Annotated in this window: 17 protein-coding genes and 1 riboswitch; of the genes, 8 read left to right on the forward strand and 9 right to left on the reverse strand. The window is 71.3% G+C overall.

All coding sequences use genetic code 11. The features are described 5' to 3' along the window. The first annotated feature begins 150 nt into the window (after nucleotides 1-150). Nucleotides 151-930 carry an endonuclease/exonuclease/phosphatase family protein gene (locus tag AB0C22_RS04205; protein WP_357533427.1) on the forward strand — a complete coding sequence of 260 codons (780 nt, stop codon included), beginning with the start codon at nucleotides 151-153 and terminating at the stop codon, nucleotides 928-930. Nucleotides 931-941: 11 nt separating this feature from the next. Here the strand turns inward: AB0C22_RS04205 and AB0C22_RS04210 are convergent, their stop codons facing one another. From AB0C22_RS04210 to AB0C22_RS04220, 3 genes are all read right to left on the reverse strand, one after another. Next, a complete protein-coding gene (locus AB0C22_RS04210) occupies nucleotides 942-1,838 on the reverse strand; it encodes a tetrahydrofolate dehydrogenase/cyclohydrolase catalytic domain-containing protein (protein WP_357533429.1) in 897 nt (298 codons plus the stop codon). Between the two features lie 13 nt (nucleotides 1,839-1,851). Continuing rightward, nucleotides 1,852-1,933, reverse strand: a riboswitch (ZMP/ZTP riboswitch). Nucleotides 1,934-2,026: 93 nt separating this feature from the next. Further along, nucleotides 2,027-2,956, reverse strand: a complete 930-nt coding sequence (locus AB0C22_RS04215; protein WP_219462055.1) for a hypothetical protein — start codon at nucleotides 2,954-2,956, stop codon at nucleotides 2,027-2,029. A gap of 75 nt (nucleotides 2,957-3,031) precedes the next feature. Next, nucleotides 3,032-4,357 (reverse strand): PLP-dependent aminotransferase family protein, encoded by a 1,326-nt coding sequence (locus AB0C22_RS04220; RefSeq protein ID WP_219462053.1) that lies wholly within the window; start codon nucleotides 4,355-4,357, stop codon nucleotides 3,032-3,034. A 218-nt stretch (nucleotides 4,358-4,575) separates the two neighbouring features. Here AB0C22_RS04220 and AB0C22_RS04225 point away from each other — a divergent pair, with 218 nt between their 5' ends. Further along, complete coding sequence (locus AB0C22_RS04225) at nucleotides 4,576-6,474, forward strand: hypothetical protein (protein WP_219462051.1); 1,899 nt, start codon at nucleotides 4,576-4,578, stop codon at nucleotides 6,472-6,474. Here AB0C22_RS04225 and AB0C22_RS04230 read toward each other — a convergent pair. From AB0C22_RS04230 to AB0C22_RS04240, 3 genes are all read right to left on the reverse strand, one after another. Then, on the reverse strand, nucleotides 6,459-7,463 hold the full coding sequence (locus AB0C22_RS04230; protein ID WP_219462049.1) for a tyrosine-type recombinase/integrase: 1,005 nt from the start codon (nucleotides 7,461-7,463) through the stop codon (nucleotides 6,459-6,461). The genes AB0C22_RS04225 and AB0C22_RS04230 overlap by 16 nt on opposite strands. 537 nt (nucleotides 7,464-8,000) lie before the next feature. Then, a complete protein-coding gene (locus tag AB0C22_RS04235) occupies nucleotides 8,001-8,927 on the reverse strand; it encodes a hydrolase (RefSeq protein ID WP_219462048.1) in 927 nt (308 codons plus the stop codon). A gap of 92 nt (nucleotides 8,928-9,019) precedes the next feature. After that, on the reverse strand, nucleotides 9,020-9,748 hold the full coding sequence (locus AB0C22_RS04240) for an SDR family oxidoreductase (RefSeq protein WP_219462046.1): 729 nt from the start codon (nucleotides 9,746-9,748) through the stop codon (nucleotides 9,020-9,022). Nucleotides 9,749-9,896: 148 nt separating this feature from the next. On the opposite strand from AB0C22_RS04240, the gene AB0C22_RS04245 reads away from it, so the two are divergent. Both AB0C22_RS04245 and AB0C22_RS04250 read left to right on the forward strand, forming a co-directional pair. Next, complete coding sequence (locus tag AB0C22_RS04245) at nucleotides 9,897-10,355, forward strand: peroxiredoxin (protein ID WP_308290743.1); 459 nt, start codon at nucleotides 9,897-9,899, stop codon at nucleotides 10,353-10,355. Nucleotides 10,356-10,422: 67 nt separating this feature from the next. Further along, complete coding sequence (locus tag AB0C22_RS04250) at nucleotides 10,423-11,127, forward strand: hypothetical protein (RefSeq protein WP_208565926.1); 705 nt, start codon at nucleotides 10,423-10,425, stop codon at nucleotides 11,125-11,127. A 154-nt stretch (nucleotides 11,128-11,281) separates the two neighbouring features. On the opposite strand, the gene AB0C22_RS04255 is transcribed toward AB0C22_RS04250, so the two are convergent. The 3 genes from AB0C22_RS04255 to AB0C22_RS04265 form a co-directional block, all read right to left on the reverse strand. Next, complete coding sequence (locus tag AB0C22_RS04255; RefSeq protein ID WP_357533432.1) at nucleotides 11,282-12,484, reverse strand: GNAT family N-acetyltransferase; 1,203 nt, start codon at nucleotides 12,482-12,484, stop codon at nucleotides 11,282-11,284. A 117-nt stretch (nucleotides 12,485-12,601) separates the two neighbouring features. After that, the gene (gene cydB, locus AB0C22_RS04260; protein ID WP_357533434.1) at nucleotides 12,602-13,600 is read right to left on the reverse strand and encodes a cytochrome d ubiquinol oxidase subunit II; all 999 of its coding nucleotides are present in this window, start codon (nucleotides 13,598-13,600) and stop codon (nucleotides 12,602-12,604) included. A gap of 14 nt (nucleotides 13,601-13,614) precedes the next feature. Further along, nucleotides 13,615-15,021: a cytochrome ubiquinol oxidase subunit I gene (locus AB0C22_RS04265; protein ID WP_208565929.1), complete on the reverse strand. Its 1,407-nt coding sequence runs from the start codon at nucleotides 15,019-15,021 to the stop codon at nucleotides 13,615-13,617. A gap of 172 nt (nucleotides 15,022-15,193) precedes the next feature. On the opposite strand from AB0C22_RS04265, the gene AB0C22_RS04270 reads away from it, so the two are divergent. The 4 genes from AB0C22_RS04270 to AB0C22_RS04285 all read left to right on the forward strand — a co-directional run bounded on the left by AB0C22_RS04270 (nucleotide 15,194) and on the right by AB0C22_RS04285 (nucleotide 18,976). Further along, entirely contained in the window at nucleotides 15,194-15,970 is a 777-nt protein-coding gene (locus AB0C22_RS04270) for a lysophospholipid acyltransferase family protein (RefSeq protein ID WP_219462036.1), read from the forward strand. A gap of 69 nt (nucleotides 15,971-16,039) precedes the next feature. Then, nucleotides 16,040-16,807, forward strand: a complete 768-nt coding sequence (locus AB0C22_RS04275) for a glycerophosphodiester phosphodiesterase (RefSeq protein WP_219462035.1) — start codon at nucleotides 16,040-16,042, stop codon at nucleotides 16,805-16,807. A gap of 15 nt (nucleotides 16,808-16,822) precedes the next feature. Beyond that, on the forward strand, nucleotides 16,823-18,214 hold the full coding sequence (locus tag AB0C22_RS04280) for an MFS transporter (RefSeq protein ID WP_219462033.1): 1,392 nt from the start codon (nucleotides 16,823-16,825) through the stop codon (nucleotides 18,212-18,214). A 45-nt stretch (nucleotides 18,215-18,259) separates the two neighbouring features. After that, on the forward strand, nucleotides 18,260-18,976 hold the full coding sequence (locus AB0C22_RS04285) for a thymidine kinase (RefSeq protein WP_208565933.1): 717 nt from the start codon (nucleotides 18,260-18,262) through the stop codon (nucleotides 18,974-18,976). Nucleotides 18,977-18,983: the final 7 nt, after the last annotated feature.

Here is an 18,983-nt window from a genome sequence, read left to right on the forward strand (position 1 = left end):
CCGGCCACCCGCCCGCTCAAGTGGCCCACCTCACCGCCCACGTCGCCGCCGCAGCCACACCCCCACCACACCCAACGCCACGAACACCAACACCGAACAACACAACAACTTGATCATTCGGTAACTGTGCCACGGACGTAGGGTGCACAGGTGCGCCTGGCGACCTTCAACCTGCTACACGGCCGCTCCCTGACCGACGGGCTCGTCGACCCCGCCCGGCTCACCGCCGCCGTCCACGCCCTCGACGCCGACATCCTCGCCCTCCAGGAAGTCGACCGCGACCAGTCCCGCAGCGGCCACCACGACCTCACCACCCTCGCCGCCCAGGCCCTCGACGCCCCCGAACACCGCTTCGCCGCCGCCGTCGTCGGCACCCCCGGCGAACACTTCCGCCCCCTACGCCACGACGACGACGGCCACGGCGAACCCTGCTACGGCATCGGCCTGATCAGCCGCCACCGGGTCCGCAGCTGGCACGTCACCCGCCTCAACCCCGCACCCGTCCGCTCACCCATCTACGTCCCCGGCCCCGGCGGCGGCCTCATCCTCCTGCGCGACGAACCCCGCGTCGTCCTCGCCGCCGTCCTCGACACCCCCCACGGCCCCCTCACCGTCGCCGCCACCCACCTGTCCTTCGTCCCCGGCTGGAACGCCCACCAACTCCGCCGCGCCGTCCGCGCCCTACGCGCCCTACCCGCCCCCCGCATCCTCCTCGGCGACCTCAACCTCCCCGCCGGCCCCGCCCGCCTCCTCACCGGCTGGCAACCCCTGGCCCGCCGCCCCACCTACCCCGCCACCGCACCCCGCGTGCAACTCGACCACATCCTCGCCGACCCCCACGACCGGCACCTCCTACCCCCCGTCACCGCCACCGACAACCCACGCTCCACCATCTCCGACCACCGCCCCCTCGTCGTCGACCTCGGCTGACCCACCACCGGTCACCCCCGACCCGCAGCCCGCTGCGCCGCCCGCAACGCATTACGGAACAGCATCGCCACCGTCGTCGGACCCACCCCACCCACCCGAGGCGTGATCGCCCCCGCCACCCGCGCACACGCCTCGTCCACATCCGGCAACAACCGGCGACCCGCATACCGCACCCCACCACCCACCACCACCGCACCCGGACGCACATGCTCCGGCCGCACGATCCCCGGCACCCCCACCGCCGCCACCAGAATCTCCGCCCGCCGCGTGTACCGCGGCCAGTCCGCCACCCCCGTGTGCACCACCGTCACCGCCGCATTCGCCGTCGGCCGCTTCTGCGCCAACAACATCGCCAACGGACGACCCAACGTCGCACCCCGACCCAGCACCACCACCTCCCGCCCCGCCACCGGCACCCCGTGGAACGCCAACAACGCCTCGATCCCCGCCGGCGTACACGGCAACGGCCCCGGCAACCCCAACGCCAACCGGCCCATGTTCACCGGATGCATCCCGTCCACGTCGGAATCCGGATCCAACACCTCCAACGCCCGGTCGTAATCCAGATGCCCCGGAACCGGATGCTGCACCAACACCGCATGCACCCCGGCATCGTCGTTGAGATCCCGCAACACCCGATGCAGATCCGCCTGCGTCGCCGACCCCGGCAACCGCACATGCGGCGACGCGAAACCCAACTCCGCCGCCTGCCGGGACTTGATCCGGATATACCCGACACTCGCGTCGTCGTCACCGACCAGCACCGTCGCCAACGACGGCACCACCCCGACCGCCCGCAACGCCGCCACCCCCTCGGCGACCTCGGCGAGAATCCGCTCCGCCACCGGCCCACCCGGCAACAACCGGGCCGTACCAGACGTGGGGGAGGGGCAAGAGGAAACAGACATGGCGCACCTCGACCACGAAGGCCCAGGCGGTCGACCTCCGCGACGAGCTCCCCGATGGTTGACCCATCCCCGTGCCGCCAGTCGCATCCACCCCCACCATGCCACACCCCACCGCCCACCGGGCCCCGCCACCCCACACGCGCCGGGCCCGGCCGCCACACGACGACCGGGCCCCACTGACCGACCTGCTACGAGACCGTGATCTGCGCGACCCCACCAGCCGGATTGCTGATGATGCCGACCATCGACCGACGACACGACCCGATGACCGGATCGTTCGCACACCCCGGGGCGCTGTAGTCCACCGCCACCACCTGGATCCGGTGATTGGCCACCGTCGGCGAGTAGTTGAACGGCGAACCCACCGGACAGCTGCTGCCACTCCACTGCGAACCCAACAGACCCAGATCCGTCCAGACACCCCCGGCGTCCATGTCGTTGATCCAGATGCGCAGCGGCCGCCGGTCGTTGTGACAGTTGTACGTCAACAACGTCCGCACCCCCGTCGCCCCCGAATCCGGCGGCGTGACCATCGCATCACCCGACCAGATCAGGTTGACCCCCCACGGCCGGCTGCCATACACCACATAGTCGTTACGGCTGCGATTGAACAACGCCTGACCACCCGCCGTGGTGATCACGTTCCACTCGTAGACCGCAGTGGCCGACCAGACCAGGTCGATGCCCCAGCTCTGCGCACCCCACCGCAGGTAACCCCCGCCCGGAACCCGCAACGCCACCTTCGTGGTGTTCGTGATCGGCGCGTTCGTCGGCAGACCCTCCCCGTACACCTCCCACCGCGAATTCGGCCAGTCGGTCCAGTTCAGATTGATGCCGTAGTCGCGCTCCGCGTACCGCAGCGCCTTGAGACCATTGCTCTGGTTACGCATCGGGCCGTACCCACCACTCCACGTCGGCAGGCCCTCCCAGTCGACGACCGCACTCGGCGGCGTCGCCAACACACCCGACCCCGCCGACACCGGGACCGCTGACACACCCGACCCCGCCGACACCGGGACCGCTGACACACCCGACCCGGCCGACGCCGGCACCGCACCGGTCAACCCGGCGAGGACCACCGCCACCAGCAGGCAGAGCACTCTGTGAACACGGGACATGTCTCCTCCGAATCAGGACACCAGCACGGACACCCCTAACGGCGTTCCACCCCGTGCCACCCCGTTCCGGCCCCCTCAGTACGCCGCACCCACCTCCTCCGGCGCCCCCCGCGCAATCGCCGCCAGCAACGCCACACTGCCCCGCAACGTCTCCACATCCGGCGACGACGTCGACAACCGCACCGCATCCGGCACCGGCACCCCCACCACCGCATAGTCGGCCGCCGGACTGATCACCACCCGCTGCCGGGCCGCAGCCGACACGAACGCCCCCGTCGACCACCCACCCGGCAACCGCCACCACACGTGGTACGACCGAGGATCAGCACGCACGTCGAACCCGGCCAGCACCTCCGCCACCACCGCCTGCCGCAACCGCGCGTCCTGCTGCTTGAGCCGCACGATCCGCTGCGCCGTACCATCAGCCAACACCGCCGTCGCACACGCCAACGCCACACCCGGCACCCCCCACGTACCGGAACGCACCGCCGCCGCGACCCGCCCGGCCAACCCCGCCGGACACACCAGCAACCCCAGATTGAGCCCCGCACCCACCCGCTTGGACAAACTGTCCACCAGGATCGTCTGCTCCGGAGCATGCGCGGCCAACGGCAACTCCTCGTCGTGCAGAAACGAATTGATCCGATCCTCGATCGCGACCAGACCCAACCGCGCGAGCCGCCCACCCAACTCGATGCGCCGCGCCGCCGACATCGTCACCCCCAACGGGTTGTGCAACGTGGGCTGAAGGTAGACCGCCGCGAGCGGCGCCCGACGATGCGCCTGCTCCAACGCCGACGCACTCAACCCCTCCCCATCCATACCGATCGGCACCAACGTCACACCGTGCCGCGCCGCGATCGTCTTCACCACCGGATACGTCAACTCCTCCACCCCGAGCCGCTGCCCCGGCGCCACCAACGCCACCATGGCCGCCGCGATCGCCTGCCGCCCACTACCGGTGAACAACAACCGCTCAGAGTCCACCACCCACCCCGGCCGGGACAGGAAGGACGCACCGACCCGCCGCGACTCCCGCGACCCGGTCACCGGCACCGGATGCATCGCCGCCTCCAGGCCCGCCGGTGCCAACACCCGCCCCAACGCCCGCGCCACCATCGACGACTGCCCCGGCAACACCGGAAAGTTGGCCTCCAGATCGACCAGGTCCGCGTCCCCCGACCGCACCGAGAAATCCACCACGAACGTGCCCCGACCCACCGCCCCGGCCACCAGACCCCGCCGCGCGAGCTCCTGATAGACCCGGGCCGCCGTCGACACCGCCATCCCGTGACGCCGGGCGAACTCCCGCTGGGGCAGCAGCCGCTGCCCCGGCCGCATCCGCCCGGACCGGATATCAGCCGCCACCGCATCGGCCACCAGCCGGAAATCGTCCCGCACCGTCACCCCTCACCTCCACCGAACCCTGCCCGCACCGCGCCCCCGCAACACCTCCGAGCAATCCGACCACAACCTCGGTGCAATCAACAGACACCCAGCCACGCAAAACCCCCCAATGTCGGATTCCCGGCCGCGAACGCAGTTGACGCCACCAACCAAACCGATGCGAGACTCACCTCAATCACCCCATTGACTCGGTTCATTGAGAGGTGTGACCCGTGAGGACACCCACCACATCCACCCACCCCACCGAACTGCTACGCCGCGCCACCGATGCCCTGTGGACCGACGGCGACCTCACCACCAGCCGCATCCACTTCGACGCCGCCTACCGCGCCGCAGAAGCCACCGGCGACCACCACACCCGCACCCTCGCCGTCACCGGCATGGGCGGCCTCTGGGTCCACGAACACCGCACCACCAGCGACGCCACCCTCCTGCTCCACCGCCTCCACCACGCCATCGCCACCACCGACCCCCACACCCCCCTCGGCATCCGACTACGCGCCCGACTCGCCGCCGAACAGGACTACCGCACCGCCACCCACAACGACACCCTCACCCTCGTCACCCAGGCCCGCGCCACCGGCGACCCCGTCGCCCTCACCGAAACCGCAAGCCTCGCCCACCACTGCCTCCTCGGCCCCGACCACACCCGACTACGCCACGAACTCAGCCAGGACGCCCTCACCGCCGCCCTCGCCACCGGCCGCCCCAGCGACCTCACGGTCGCCCTCCTCTGGCGCACCGTCGACCAGTTCCTCGACACCGACCCCCAAGCCGAACGCAGCCTCGCCGAACTCCACACCCACCTCACCCACCACAACCACCTCGCCGTGTCCTACGTCGCCCACGCCATCGACGTCATGCTCACCATCCGCGCCGGCAAACTCACCGAAGCCCGCGCCCGCGCCGCCACCTGCGCCCAACGCGGCACCACCGCCGGCGACGCCGACACCACCGGCTGGCACGGCGCCCACCTCACCACCATCGCCTGGTACCAAGGCCACCTCGCCGACCACCTCCCGATGCTGCGCGCACTGGCCGTCTCACCCACCCTCAGCACCGTCGACCACTCCTACCAGGCAGCACTCGCCGTCGCCTCCGCCCTCGCCGGACACCGCCGCGAAGCCACCGCCGCCCTCGCCCGCCTCCACGGCAACGACCTCACCACCCTGCCCCGCTCCAGCAGCTGGCTCGTCACCCTCCACGGCATCGTCGAAGCAGCCCACCTCCTCGACGACGGTCACCTCGCCACCGAGGCATACGACCTCCTCACCCCCTACGCCGACCGACCCATGCTCGCCAGCCTCGCCATCACCTGCTTCGGCAGCACCCAACACACCCTCGGCACCGCCGCCCTCACCGCCGGGGAAACCGACCGCGCCATCACCCACCTCCACGCCGCAGTACACGACAACCTCAGACTCGGCCACCTCCCCGCCGCCACCCTCTCCCGCGCCCGACTGGCCCAGGCCCTCGACCAACGCTCCGGCCAACACGACCGCCGAGAAGCCGAACGACAACGCCAACTCGCCCACACCGACGCCACCGAACTCGGCATGACCCTCCCCACCCCACCACCACGCCCACACACCCCCCACCGCCCCCACATCCGATGCCACCGCCACGGCCGACACTGGCAACTCACCCTCGGCCACCGCACCGCCACCATCGACGACTGCGTCGGCGCCCGATACCTCGCCATCCTCATCGCCAACCCCGGACACGACATCCCCGCCATCCAACTCGCCGGCGACGCAGCGGACACCACCACCGACCGTCAACCCGTCCTCGACGACACCGCCAAACGGGCCTACCGGCGACGACTACGCGACCTCGACACCACCATCGACGAAGCCGACAACGCCCACGACCCGCACCGCGCCGAACAGGCCCGCACCGAACGCCAGTGGCTCATCGACGAACTCGCCGCCCGCACCGGACTCCACGGTCGCGACCGCACCTTCACCGGCAACACCGAACGGGCCCGCATCGCCGTCGGCAAGGCCATCCGCCGCGCCCTGGACCGCATCACCACCAGCGACCCCGTACTCGGCGACCACCTACGCACCACGATCAGCACCGGCACCCGCTGCTCCTACCGCCCGAGCTGATCCGACACCAACCCCACCAACACCCGGTTCGTCCGGTTCGACCGCACCGCCGCCCGTTGCTGACCCGCCGTCACCTCGATGTACGTCTGCGACGACGCCAACGACGCGTGCCCCAACAACCGCATGATCTCCGCCGCCCCCGCCCCGTCCTCGGCCAACCGGGTGGCGAACGTGTGCCGCAACGCGTGCAACCGGGCCCCCGCCGGCACCCGGTCGGTGATCCCCGCCCGCCGGTAACAGGAATCCACCAGGTACTGCAACCCGCCCCGACGCAGCGGATCACCCTGCCGGTCAACCAACAACACCCCGTCCGGGCGTACGCTGCGCGCCCCGAACCGCCGCCGCCGACTGTCCAGGTAGGCCGACACCACCTCGTCCAACTCCGGCTCCACCGGCACCACCCTCGGCCGGCCACCCTTACCGGCCACCGCCACCCGCCGCTCACCGGCCCGCCCCGACACCGACGACACCCGCAACGCCAGCAGCTCCGCCAGGCGCAGCCCCGCGCACAACGCCAACGCCAGCACCGCGACGTCCCGCTCCGGCCACGGATCACGCTGCCGCCCGTCCTCCCGCGACACCGACGCCAGCAGCAACTCCGGGGTGTCCTCACCGCGCAACGGCTTGGGCTGGGGGAGCGGGGTACGGGGACGCCCCACCGCCGGCATCGGGTTGCCCGCCACCACCTGCTCGGCCACCAGGAACGAGAAGAACCCGTTCCAGCTCGACCAGGCCCGGTGCACCGACGCCGCCGCCCGGGGTGCGGCGAACCGGGCGAACGCCGCCCGCATCACCCGGGGGGAGAGGGCGGAGATCATCAGGGCGTCCAGGGGCAGGGCAGGGGAGTGCTCCGCGCCGGCCAACGCCGCGACGCTGCGCAGGTCCCGCCGGTAGGCATCCTGGGTGTGCGGGGAGGGCTTACGGGTGGCCCGCGCGGTCAGGAACTCCTCGATGAGTCGTTCAACCGATTCGTGCCGAATGTCATGCATAAGGGATATTATGCAGCTTTCTCGGGTTCATGGCCACCGGGAAGGGGAGTGGCGCGCGGGACGCATGCCGTCGGGCGGATCCCGGCCACACGCTGCCGAAACCGGTCCGGCCCTCCGTGCCGGTCCGTGCGCCACCTGAGGTGGCCACGGGCTGCTCACCGGGCTCGTGATGCCGCTGCTCAGACGGCGGCCAGGAGCGGCTCGCCAGCCGGGGTCCGGGTTTCGTGCCCGCCAGGCCGGACGGCGGTCGACCCATGACGGCGACCGCACCGGCAGCCACGTCGCCACCCATGGTCACGCCGCAGGCGCGGACCATGGGAGGAGCGCCCCGATCCGGTCAACTTTACATAATGTGCATTATCGAATTCTTGGAGAGGGGTCGGCCCGGCAGGTCGACGACCGTTCGGCGTTCAGCCCGGTGGCCCGCAGCGCAGCGTCGGTCGGCCCGGCAGTGTGCGACGGGTGCGTCGCCGTGCGGTTCCGGAGAGGAACCAGGGAGATCGGCGGGCCGGGCGCGGTGTCCGTCTCGGCGTCGGGTCAGCGGGTCGCGCTGTTTCCCTTCTCGACCGCGACCAGGGATCCGCTCTCCATCGCCACCCACACCAGGCGGTCCTCGACCCACAGGCCGTGCGGTTCCCGCCCGGGCAACTGGTGGAGGGTCACGTCTGCGTCCGCGGTGATCCGGGCCAACTGGGCGGTGCCCCAGAGGGTGACCCAGCATCCGCCGTCGGTGTCGGCCGCGACGGCGTGGGGCCGACAGGCGGGGTCGGCGAAGCTGATCTTCTCTGTCGAGCCGGACGAGTCGACCCTGCCGACGCAGCCGCCGGCGATGTCCGCGTACCAGATCCCCGTGGCGCAGGCGGCGATGCCGACCGGTGCGGCCGGTGCCCGGCCGCCGGGTAGTTCGACGGTCCGTACCGCGCCGTCGTGCACGTAGGCGAGGGCGCCGGCAGCGTTGAGCGCGACCCACGGTCGTCCCGCGTCGTCGACGGTGAGCATCGCCGCCCGCGCGTCGGGAATCGGCAGGTCGAGCATGGTGATGTCCCCCGATGTGGTGACGATCCTGCCGATCTGGTTGAGCCCGGGTGCGGTGAACCAGACCTCCCCGTCCGGTGCGGCGGCGATGCCGTAGGGCGCTGAGCCGGGTGCCAGGTCGATCACCGTGTGGTCGCCGTGGAGGTCTCGGCGGCTGAGCCGGTCGTCGGTGCTGGTGCACCAGAGCGCGCCGTCGGGGGCGACGGTCAGCTGCATCGGATGGCCGTGGCTGTGTGGGAGGCGTTCGTGGCGCACCGCGGAGGTGGCCCCACCGCCGGTGGCGGTGTCCGCGGGATCGAATCGCGCGAGTCCCGGCGGGGTCACCAGTGTCATCCACAGGTTCCCGGTGGTGTCCCCGGTCACGGCATACGGGGCCCAGCCCGGTGGCAGGGCCACCTCGCGGTGCGGCGCTGTCTCAAGTGGTGACATCAGCTCTCCTTAAATGCTACGGATGTAGCATTAGCTGCCTGCGTCGGGTGCGCAAGTCCCTTTCCGTGCCCCTGGGCGAGCACCCGGGCCGGCTACAGGCCGCCGGCGACGCGCAGCACGGTGCCCGTGGTGTAGGTGGCGTCGGGGCCGAGCAGCCAGGCGACGGCGCCGGCGACCTCGTCGGGCTCGCCGGCGCGGCCCAGTGGGATGCGCCCGGCGGCGGTGTCGGGTCGGTCGGGTACGCCGGAGTCGGCGTGGATGTCGGTGCGGATGATGCCGGGGGCGACGGCGTTGACCCGGATGCCGCGGGGGGCGAGTTCCTTGGCCAGACCGATGGTGAGGGTGTCGGTGGCGGCTTTGACGGCGGCGTAGTGGACGTACTCCCCCGGGCTGCCGAGGGTGGCGGCGGCGGAGGAGATGTTGACGATGGCTCCGCCGGAGGTGAGTCGGCGGGCGGCCTGTTGGGCGCAGAGGACGTAGCCGATGAGGTTGACGTCGACGACCCGGCGCAGGTCGTCGGGGCGCAGGTCGGTGAAGGGGCCGATGGGGCTGGTGACACCGGCGTTGTTGACCAGGGCGGTGAGGGGGCCGAGGTCGGCGGCGGCGGTGAAGAGGCGGTCGATGTGGGTCGGGTCGGTGGTGTCGGCGGGGACGGCGACGGCGCGGCGGCCGAGGCGGTGGATGTCGGCGGTGACGGTGGCCGCGGCGGCGTGGTCGCGGCGGTAGCCGATGACGAGGTGGTGGCCTTCGGTGGCGAGTCGGCGGGCGGTGGCGGCGCCGATGCCGCGGCTGCCGCCGGTGATGATGGTGACCGGAGTCAATGCGGTACTCCCCCTGTGGGCCTGGCGTGCGGTGGGCCGACGGTACCGCGGGTGGGCGGGGTGCACGGGTTGCGGTGCGGTGGTGGGTGGGTTGGTGGGTCGATCGCTTACGCTCACCGCGTTTCGGACGGACCGGTGGAGGTGTGTGGTGGGTGTGAGTGTCGGCGATCTGGTGGAGGATTTCGAGCTGCCGGATCAGACGGGTACGCCGCGGCGGTTGTCGGAGTTGTTGGCGTCGGGGCCGGTGGTGTTGTTCTTCTATCCGGCGGCGATGACCCGGGGGTGCACGGCGGAGAGTTGCCATTTCCGGGATCTGGCGGCGGAGTTCGCGGCGGTGGGTGCGCAGCGGGTGGGGATCAGTCGGGATCCGGTGGCGAAGCAGGCTGAGTTCTCCCGGTTGCACGGGTTCGACTATCCGTTGTTGTCGGATGTCGAGGGTGTGGTGGCGCAGGCCTTCGGGGTGCGGCGGCGGTTGCCGTTGGGGCCGTTGAGCACCCGGCGGATGACGTTCGTGATCGGGGTGGATCGGCGGGTGCTGGCGGTGGTGCACAGCGAGTTGGGGATGAACGAGCACGCCGACGAGGCGTTGCGGGTGCTGGGGGGTTGATCTTCCGGATGTCGCCGTCGACTGGTATCAAGGCAGGAATGACACACGTGTACGAAAGAGGGTTGTGATGGTGGGCCAGGGTTTGTCCGATGACGAGGTACGCGGCATCCGGGAGGCGTTGACGGCGGGGCGCAAGCCGAAGGTGGTGTTCACCGCGTCGGCGGGGCAGATCGCCGGTCAGGTGGGTCAGGTGGTGGAGCTGACCGATCCGGCGGTGTCCGACGAGTTCGTGGTGGTGCGGTTCGGGCGCGACGAGTTGCCCTTCTCCCCCGCCGATGTGGCGGTGGCGCCGCGGGGGGCGGGTCGTCGGGTGGTGGAGGCGAAGGCGGAGCCGGTGGTGGAGCAGGTGGAGTCGACGGCGAAGGCGGAGCCGGAGTTCGTGCTGGACACCCCCCGGGTGCCGGTGCAGCGGCGGGAGGAGTCGAGGGTGGAGTCGAAGCCGGAGCCGGTGGTGGAGAAGCCGGCGGCGCGTCGGCCGGCGAAGGTGGCGAAGCCGAAGGGTCCGGCGGGGTTGACGGTGACGTTGGCGTACGCCGACGGTGAGTGGACGGTGGCGGCGCAGCAGGGGGCGAAGGCGTTGGCGAAGCCGTACGTGGTCAAGCCGGCGGAGGCGTTGCGGATGGTGGCGCTGGTGGATGTGCCGGGGGTGCAGGAGGCGGTGGAGCAGATCCTGTCGGCGGAGCGGTCGGAGGCGGAGCAGCAGGCGGAGAAGTTGCGGGCGGAGTTGGCGGAGATCGAGGCGCGGTTGGCGGAGTTGCGCGAGGCCCGTTGAGGTTGGTTCGTGGTGGGCGGCCCGGCGGCTGTTGCGGCGGTCGGGGCGTCACCGCGGCGCGGGTGGGTGCGTGTGCCGGGGTGGTGTAGCGGCCGGTGTGGTGCGGTGGGGGCGTTGTGGCCGGTCGCGCGGTGGGTGCCGGAACCTGTGGGGGTCAGAAGTAGTCGCCGAGTTGGGCGGGGCCGGCGGCGGCGAGCAGGTCGAGGGGGGCGGGGTCGGTGCCGGTGGGGTGGTGCAGCAGGCCGGCCTGGGCGATGGTGCGGGCGGTGGCGGCGCCGGTGTAGAGCAGGGCGAAGCCGCGCACGGTGAGGTGCAGGTCGGCGGGGGTGGTGGTGCGGCGTAGGTCGGCGTCGCCGTTGGTGATCTCCAGGTGCCAGGTGCCGGTGTTCCAGTCGGCGAGGGGGTCGTCGAGGGTGAAGGTGGTGGTGCCGTGCAGGTGTGCCGGCCAGCCCCGGTCGCGGATGGCGCGGGTGACGTCGACGGGGCGGTGCATCCAGGTGTCCTGTTCGTGTTCGCGGGCCTTCTCCACGGGCAGGTGGGGGGTGAGGGGGTCGCCGGACGGCAGGGTGAGGCGCAGGGTGGGGGCGACGCTGTGCCAGCTGGCGAGGATGCCGACGAGTTCGCGGGCGGCGTCGGCGGTGGTGGCGGTGAGGTCTTCGATGGTGAGGGTGCCCTGGTCGCCGTAGCCGTCGCGGCGGTTCCAGCCGGCGTAGCCGACGAGGTGGCCGTGGTGTTCGACGAGGGTGAGGCCGTCGTAGGGCAGGGTGTTGGCGGTGGTGTGGCGGGCGCGGTGGTGTTCGTGCAGGGGGCCGGTGCGGGCGAGTAGGCCGCGGCGGTGTCGGGTGGTGTGGGTGTGTAGTTCGTCGACGGCGGTGAGGTCGGCGGGGGTGCCGGGGCGGACGGTGAGGTGTGGGCTGGGCTGGTGGCGGGTGAGCAGGGCGGTGGGTAGGTCGACGGTGCGTAGGGTGCCGGCGGTTTCCCAGCCGCAGGCCCGGTAGGGGGCGGCGACGGTGGGGAAGAGTGCGCTGATGGCGGCGCCCCGGTCGTGTGCGCCGCGCAGCAGGGTGGTGAGTAGGGCGCGGGCGACGCCCCGGCCGCGGGCTTCGGGGGTGACGGCGACGCTGGCGATGTCGGCGGCGGCGACGGTGTGGCCGTCCCACCACTGGTCGTGGTGCAGGTCGACGGCTTTGCCGATGAGGCGGCCGGTGTGGTCGAACGCGCCGTAGCGGGTGGTGCCGGGGGTGGTGGTGGGTGGTGGTGGGGGTTGCGGGTCGGAGCCGAAGGCGGTGCGGCCGAGGTGCCAGGCGGCGGTGGCGTCGTCGTCGGTGAGTTCCCGGACGTGGGGGGTGTGGTGCATGCGGGCGACGATAGCGGTGGGTGGGTGGGGTGGCGATCGGTTTGTGCCGGGGCGCGTTGCGGGGCCGGTGCGACCCCCTCGCCCCGGCCCCGCGTCCCCGCGCCCCTCGCGCGTCTTTCAGTGTTGCGGGATGTTCTGTACCCCGATTCGCTTGCGGAACACCCAGTAGGTCCAACCTTGGTAGGCGAGGACGATCGGGGTGAAGATCACCGCCACCCAGGTCATGATTTTCAGGGTGTAGGGGGTGGAGGCGGCGTTGGTGGCGGTGAGGGTGCCGGCGGGGTCCAGGGTCGAGGGCATGACGTTGGGGAACAGGGCGGTGAAGAGGGTGGCCACGGCGAGGGCGATGGCGACGGCGGTGCCGGTGAAGGCCCAGCCTTCGCGGCGTACCCGGGCGGCGGCGAGTGCGCCGATCAGGGCGAGGGCGGCGCCGGCGGCGAGGACGACGGCGGCCGGGTTGGAGCGGATGGTGAGGGTCCAGGTGAGGAAGGCGACGGCGACGACGGCGGTGCCGGCGCCGAGTCGGACGGCGAGGGTGCCGGCGCGGTGGCGGATGTCGCCGGTGGTCTTGAGGGCGAGGAAGACGGCACCGTGGGTGAGGAACAGGCCGAGGGTGGTGAGGCCGCCGAGCAGGGCGTAGGGGTGCAGCAGGTCGATCAGGCCGCCGACGTATTCGTGGTCGGCGTCGAGGGGTACGCCGCGGAAGATGTTGGCGAAGGCGACGCCCCAGAGTAGGGCGGGGATGGCGGAGCCCCAGAAGATGGCGTGGTCCCAGCGGCGTTTCCAGGAGGCTTCGGGGCGTTTGTGGCGGTATTCGAAGGCGACGCCGCGGGCGATGAGGGCGAGCAGGATGAGTAGCAGGGGCAGGTAGAAGCCGGAGAAGAGGGTGGCGTACCACTCGGGGAAGGCGGCGAACATGGCGCCGCCGGCGGTGATGAGCCAGACCTCGTTGCCGTCCCAGACGGGGCCGATGGTGTTGATGAGGACGCGGCGTTGCCGGTCGTCGCGGCCGAGGATGGGCAGGAGCATGCCGACGCCGAAGTCGAAGCCTTCGAGGATGAAGTAGCCGGTGAAGAGCACGGCGACGAGGAGAAACCAGATGGTGGTGAGTTCCACGGTGGGGCTCCGGGTCAGTAGGCGAAGGCGAGCGGGCGCTCGGCGTCGTCGGTGTCGTCGGGGGTGGGGGTGACGTCGGGTACGCCGGCGCGGGCGTAGCGGATGAGGAGTTTGAATTCGATGACGGCGAGGACGGCGTAGATGAGGGTGAAGGCGGTGAAGGAGGTGAGGACTTCGGTGAGGGAGACGCTGCGGGAGACGCCGTCGCGGGTGAGCATTTCGCCGAAGACGATCCAGGGTTGGCGGCCCATCTCGGTGAAGATCCAGCCGAAGGAGTTCGCGAGTAGCGGCAGGGCGGGCATGATCAGGCCGGCGCGCAGCAGCCAGCGGTTGGTGGGGGTGCGGCCTTTGCGTTGGGTCCAGAGGATGAGCAGGGCGATGGCGGCGGCGGCGAGTCCGAAGCCGATCATGAAGCGGAAGCTCCAGTAGGTGACCGGGATGATCGGGGTGTAGCTGCCGGGGCCGTACTGGCTGGCGTACTGGGCCTGGAGGTCGTTGATGCCGTGGACGGTGCCGTTGGGGTCGCCGGTGCCGAGGTAGGACAGCAGGTAGGGGATCTTGAGGGCGAAGACCTCGCGGCTGCCGTCGAGGCTGCCGATGGTGAGTACGGAGAACGAGGCGGGGCTCTCGGTGGTGTAGAGGCCCTCGGCGGCGGCCATCTTCATCGGCTGCACCTGGGTCATGATCTTGCCTTGGATGTCGCCGGTGAGCAGGACCAGGGTGGAGGAGATCAGGACGACCCAGGCGCCGAAGCGGGTGGCGTACCGGTAGGCGTCGGTGTCGGGGCTGGTGCGGTGGCGCATGAGGTGCCAGAGGCCGACGGTGGTGACGAGGGAGCCGGCGACGAGGAAGGCGCCGGCGAGGGTGTGCGGGAAGGTGATCAGGGCGACCTTGTTGGTGAGGACGGCGACGAAGTCGGTGAGTTCGGCGCGTCCGGTGTCGGGGTTGAAGCGGTAGCCGACGGGGTTCTGCATGAACGAGTTGGCGGCGAGGATGAAGTAGGCGGACAGGTTGGTGCCGATGGCGGCGGCCCAGATGCTGGCCAGGTGCAGGCGTTTGGGGAGCCGGTCCCAGCCGAAGATCCACAGGCCGATGAAGGTGGATTCGAGGAAGAAGGCGACGAGGGCTTCGATGGCCAGGGGTGCGCCGAAGATGTCGCCGACGAAGCGGGAGTAGTCGGACCAGTTCATGCCGAACTGGAATTCCTGCACGATGCCGGTGACGACGCCCATGGCGAAGTTGATCAGGAAGAGTTTGCCGTAGAACTTGGTGAGTTTGAGGTATTTCTCGTCGCCGGTGCGGTGCCAGCGGGTCTGGAGGATGGCAACCAGGACGGACAGTCCGATGGTCAGTGGTACGAAGAGAAAGTGGTAGACGGTGGTGACACCGAACTGCCAGCGGGCGACGTCCAACGCGTCCACCGAGATCCCCCTGCCGTTAATACTACGAGACGTAGTAAATACTACTGCGTGTCGTAGCTCGGGTGGCAGGGCCGGGGGTCCCGATCCGGCCCGGGACCAATGACCCTGATCACCACAGGCCGCACGACCCGGGTCCGGCCCTCCCCCACACCCGTGCGACCATCGGCGACTGATGGACACCCCGCCCCCCGGCTGGCAGCCACCCCTGTTCTGGCGTGCCGCCCAACTGTTCGCCCGGCTGGTCGTCGCCCTGTTCGCCCGGCTGGAGGTCAGCGGGGACGTCCCCGCGCACCTGCGCCGGGGACCACTGATCCTGGCCGCCAACCACATCAGCCCCTTCGACCCCATCGTGCTGGGCGCCGCCTGCCGCGCCCGGGGCATGGCACCCCGCTTCATGGCCACCGGCGGGCTGTTCCGCACCCCGGGCCTCGGCGCGCTGATGCGCCACGCCGGGCACCTGCGCGTCGACCGGGGCACCACCGGCGTACGCCGGGCGCTCGACGACGCCGCCGCCGCGGTCACCGCCGGGTCGGTGGTGCTGGTCTACCCGGAGGGACGCATCGGCCTGGACCCCGGCATGTGGCCCGAACGCGGCAAGACCGGCACCGCCCGCCTCGCCATGGCCTGCGCCGCCCCGGTGGTGCCCGTCGCCCAGTGGGGGTCGCACGAGGTGCTGCCCTACCGGGCGCCCCGGGGGATGCTGCGGGCGCTGGCCCGGGCGCTGGTGCACCGCCCGGTCATCCGGGTCCGCTTCGGTGCGCCGCTGGACCTGCGGGACCTCTCCCCCACCGCACCCGGTGCGGCCCGCCGGGGCACCGACCGGATCATCGACGCCATCACCGACACCCTGGCCCCGCTGCGCGCCGACGAACCCGACCGGCCCCGGCACGTCGACCCGGGCCGCCCCGTCGACACCAGCCGGGTCCACCGCCGCCCCACCGTCAGCTGACCCGCCACCCACGGAACACGTTGCCGGTCGGCCACCCGGGGGTCGCCGCGGACGGGCATACTGCGTTGCGTGCTGATCCGTCCCGGTTTCCTGGACGCCCCCGCCCCGCTGGCCTTCGCCCACCGTGGGGGTGCCGCCGACGGAGACGAGAACACCGTCGCCGCGTTCACCCGGGCCGTCGACCTGGGCTACCGGTACGTGGAGACCGACGTGCACGCCACCGCCGACGGGGTGTGCGTGGTCTTCCACGACGCCACCCTGCACCGGGTCACCGGGCAGCGGGGACGCATCGCCGACCTGCGCTGGGCCGACCTGGCGTCGGTGCGGGTCGGCGGTGCGACGGTCGTACCCCGGCTCGACGAGGTGCTGGCCGGGTGGCCGCAGGTCCGGTTCAACATCGACGTCAAGGCCGACGGTGGGGTCGCCCCGGCGGTGGCGGCGGTGACCCGGGCCGGCGCGGCCGACCGGGTGCTGCTGGCGTCGTTCAGTGACGCCCGGCTGGCCCGGTTGCGGGCGGCCACCGCAGGGCGGGTCGCCACCGGGCTGGGCATGCGGGGGGTGGCCCGGCTGTGGTGGGCGTCGCGGCACGGCCGGCCGGTGCGGCTGCCGGAGTCGGTGGTGGCGGTGCAGGTGCCGCCCCGCTACGGCGGGGTGCCGGTGGTCGACCGCCGGTTCCTGGCCTACTGCCACCGGTCGGGGTTGCAGGTGCACGTCTGGACGATCGACGAACCTGCCCAGATGCACGACTTACTGGATCGTGGTGTGGATGGCATCATGACCGATCACGTCGGCGTGCTGCGCGACGTCTACCGCAGCCGCGGCCACTGGGCCGCCTGAGCCCCGAGGACCATGATGGCCGACCCGGTCACCACCCCCACCGCCGTCGACGCCCCGGCGGGTCTGCGCCGGGAACGGCGTGGCTGGTACCTGTACGACTGGGCCAACTCGGCCTTCCAGACGACCGTCATCACGGTCTTCCTCGGCCCGTTCCTCACCACCGTCACCGAGTTGGCGGCCGGCTGCGAACTCGGCGCGGACAGCTGCGACGGGTACGTGCACCCGTTGGGCATCCGGATCGCCGCCGGCTCGTACTACCCGTACCTGATCTCGTTGTCGGTGTTCCTGACCGTGTTCGTGCTGCCCGTGGTGGGGGCGATCGCCGACCGGACCCTGCACAAGAAGCGGCTGCTGGCCGGGGCGGCGTTCACCGGGGCCGGGGCGACCGTCGCGATGGCGTTGGTCACCGGCGAGCGGTACCTGCTCGGTGGGGTGTTGTTCCTGGTCGCCAACATCGCCTTCGGGGCGGCGGTGGTGGTGTACAACTCGTTCCTGCCGCAGCTCGCCGGCCCCGACGAACGTGACGCCGTGTCCAGTCGCGGCTGGGCGATCGGTTACCTCGGTGGTGGTGTGCTGCTGGCGTTGAACCTGGTGGCGGTCACGCTGCTCAGCGAGGACGACAACCCGCAGCGCACCCTGGACCTGGCGCGCTGGTCGATCGTGTCGGCCGGGGTGTGGTGGGCGGTGTTCACCCTGGTGCCGTTGCGGTGGCTGCGCGACCATCCCACCGTCGAGGCGGTACGCGGTGCGGGCCGCAACGTCGTCACCGACGGGTTCCGGCAGCTGGGGCGGACCTTGCGGGAGGTCAAGGCGTACCCGTTGACGTTGTACTTCCTGCTGGCGTTCCTGGTCTACAACGACGGCATCCAGACGGTGATCACCCTGGCCAGCCAGTACGGCACCGAGGAGCTGCGGCTGGGGCAGAGCACCCTGATCGTGACGATCCTGCTGGTGCAGTTCCTCGCCTTCGGTGGGGCGTTGGCGTTGGGGGCGTTGGCCCGGCGCATCGGCGCGTGGAAGACGGTGCTGCTGTCGCTGGTGCTGTGGACCGGGGTGATCATCGGGGCGTTCCGGTTGCCCGCCGAGGCGCCGCTGCCGTTCATGATCCTCGGTGGGGCGATCGGTCTGGTCCTCGGCGGCAGCCAGGCGTTGAGCCGGTCGCTGTTCAGCCAGCTCATCCCCGCCGGCAAGGAGGGCGAGTACTACGGGTTCTACGAGATCAGCGACAAGGGCACCAGTTGGCTCGGCCCACTGGCGTTCGGGTTGGTCTTCCAGCTCACCTCCTCCTACCGGGTGGGTCTGGTGTCGTTGCTGATCTTCTTCGTGGTCGGGTTCGCGTTGTTGGCGGCGGTGCCGATGCGCCGGGCCATCATCGCCGCCGGCAACACCCCGCCCCGGGTGCTCTGACCATCGGCCCGATCCACCCGTGCCGATGGGCTAGGCTGCCCCGACGTGACCGACGACGCCGCTGCCACCCCTACCTGCCTGGCCCGCCCGCTTCCCGGCCCGGATGACGGCGGGGCCGGCTGCGCCGCCGCGCGGGGCGTCGACGGCCGCCCGTTGCACGCCGCCGCGTTGAAGTTCTTCTGGGGTCCGATGGACTGCGGCAAGTCGACGATGGCGTTGCAGATGAACTACAACCACGCCCGGCAGGGGCGGCGGGGGCTGGTCACCACCCGCATCGACAGGTCGTTGGGCCCGCAGGTGACCACCCGCATCGGGTTGGCCCACACGGCGGTGGAGGTGACCGACGAGTTGGACCTGCGGGCCCTGGTCCGCGACACCTGGGCCGAGGGGGTCCGCATCGACTACCTGATCTGCGACGAGGCGTCGTTCTACGACGTGGCGCACGTCGAGCAGATGGCCGAGCTGGTCGACGGCTACGACGTCGACGTGTACGCCTTCGGCCTGGCCACCGACTTCCGGTCCTGCCTGTTCCCGGCCGCCCGGCGGTTGTTCGAACTCGCCGACGAGGTGGCCCGCATCCAGGTGGAGGTGCTGTGCTGGTGCGGCCGGGAGGGCCTGCTCAACGCCCGGGTCGTCGCCGGCCGGGTGGTCCGTGAGGGGGCGCAGGTCGTCATCGGGGACACCGTCGACACCGCCGACGTGCGCTACCAGGTGCTGTGCCGTCGGCACTACCGCTCCGGCGATCTCGGCCCCCGGGCCTGAGCGGACG

It is taken from the genome of Micromonospora sp. NPDC048894, assembly GCF_040649765.1.
GTDB lineage: Bacteria > Actinomycetota > Actinomycetes > Mycobacteriales > Micromonosporaceae > Micromonospora > Micromonospora antibiotica.

Bases quoted from the DNA above. Each gene is read 5' to 3' on its own strand.
- AB0C22_RS04255 (WP_357533432.1), bottom strand. From the start codon at position 12,484: ATGCACCACACCCCCCACGTCCGGGAACTCACCGACGACGACGCCACC.
- AB0C22_RS04250 (WP_208565926.1), top strand. From the start codon at position 10,423: ATGGTGGGCCAGGGTTTGTCCGATGACGAGGTACGCGGCATCCGGGAG.
- AB0C22_RS04280 (WP_219462033.1), top strand. From the start codon at position 16,823: ATGGCCGACCCGGTCACCACCCCCACCGCCGTCGACGCCCCGGCGGGT.
- AB0C22_RS04210 (WP_357533429.1), bottom strand. From the start codon at position 1,838: ATGTCTGTTTCCTCTTGCCCCTCCCCCACGTCTGGTACGGCCCGGTTG.
- AB0C22_RS04230 (WP_219462049.1), bottom strand. From the start codon at position 7,463: ATGCATGACATTCGGCACGAATCGGTTGAACGACTCATCGAGGAGTTC.
- AB0C22_RS04270 (WP_219462036.1), top strand. From the start codon at position 15,194: ATGGACACCCCGCCCCCCGGCTGGCAGCCACCCCTGTTCTGGCGTGCC.
- AB0C22_RS04215 (WP_219462055.1), bottom strand. From the start codon at position 2,956: ATGTCCCGTGTTCACAGAGTGCTCTGCCTGCTGGTGGCGGTGGTCCTC.
- AB0C22_RS04235 (WP_219462048.1), bottom strand. From the start codon at position 8,927: ATGTCACCACTTGAGACAGCGCCGCACCGCGAGGTGGCCCTGCCACCG.